This window comes from Oleiphilus sp. HI0123, assembly GCF_001635315.1.
On the sequence record NZ_LWGE01000186.1, the window covers coordinates 1 to 1,425 of the forward strand.

Below are 1,425 nucleotides of genomic sequence, written 5' to 3' on the forward strand. Positions count from 1 at the left end.
TGAGTAAAACTTTGATGTTCTATTTCTGTCTGACCATTACCCAGGCTTGTAAACTGCCAGTAGCCCGCCATTAAAGGGAAACGAACTAAACGTAAGTCTCGTGGTTCATAAGGCTTATCTACGGTGATAAAGTTAATACGGTTTCTGCGTCCCTCAATATCCGTCACCATAGAATACCGGCTTAGAGCGTCTCTATTGTAGGCACCGGTAAAGTTATAGGTTGTATAAACATAAGTATCGGGATCAGATTCTTCATACATTACTCGCTCAGAAATCAATACACTGATCGCCCACTCTTTGAAGCCTTCAACATCTTGAATGACGGCTGTAAGTGCCTCGTGAGATTCATCGACAACCACCTTAAAACGACACTGCATAATTTTGCTGACATGCTTTCGGCACTCAGAACCAATTCCACCTTCCGACCTTTCCTGCTGCCAATCAGTAAGCCATTGAGGACTTTTGGTAGATGTTTCAGCTGAGTTTTCTGTAGCCAATAAGGCACTCGAATATAAGATGCTTATTAAGCCTAGGAAGATAAAATTCATGATTTCACCCGTTTATTCTTTTGCTCTTATTTCAGTTGTGCGAACTATATATTCACACGACTATATTTTACGCAATATATTTTTCCCCGAGGAAAAGCTCATAACTTTTACGGCTTACCTCGTAAATTAGGTAGCTATAAAACCACAACAACTTTACAGTGTATAGTTAAATTTTCAATAATATGGACTGTTTCTAATTATCATTTATTAGCAGGGTTTTGAGTCAGACAAGGAGGAAGCCGATAAGTTCAATGTATACAAAAGGAACTTTCGGCTTGTAGGCTGTGACCTACCTTCATCGCTGGCACGCAACTCACAGTTTGAGTTTGATATACACCTATGAGTAGAGTTCTCTGCCAGCAATCAACACACCTAATTATGCAAACTTCTTAGCAGCCTTACTGCGCCACTTGATTGCTTTTGTGAACAGCCATTGATAACCCGTTGGGAAAAGACGCACTACGCCATCAAACGCCTTCGCATCAGCACCAATCAGCACACGCCTATCATTGCGCTTAACACCCTTAAGAATAGTCTTTGCTGCACTATCAGGCGTATGAACAAACATTTTTTCAAACTCTTTTAAGGTACTTTCCTTAGTTGCCCCAGTCACTTTCATTGAGCTTTTGTCAACTCGCGCTGACTGAGCAATATTTGTTTTTATACCACCAGGATGAATACAAGTAGTGCTGACCTTTGAACCGGTAATTTCCAAGTCCTGACGAAGAGACTCGGTAAACCCTCGAACAGCGAACTTACTCGCGTTATAACCACTCATTAACGGCTGTGAAGTTAAGCCAAATATACTGGAAATATTTACCACATGACCTTCGCCCGATGCTTCAAGGTGAGGCAGAAAGGCTTTGGTGCCATAAAC

Annotated in this window: 2 protein-coding genes; both read right to left on the minus strand. The window is 41.3% G+C overall.

Annotated features, from left to right (window positions below; genetic code table 11):
• Nucleotides 1–548, minus strand: a 548-nt coding sequence (locus tag A3761_RS01695; protein WP_068749690.1) for a hypothetical protein, incomplete at its 3' end; no start/stop codon positions are given.
• A 376-nt stretch (nt 549–924) separates the two neighbouring features.
• The coding region (locus A3761_RS01700) for an SDR family oxidoreductase (RefSeq protein WP_156491498.1) at nt 925–1,425 on the minus strand (501 nt) is incomplete at its 5' end.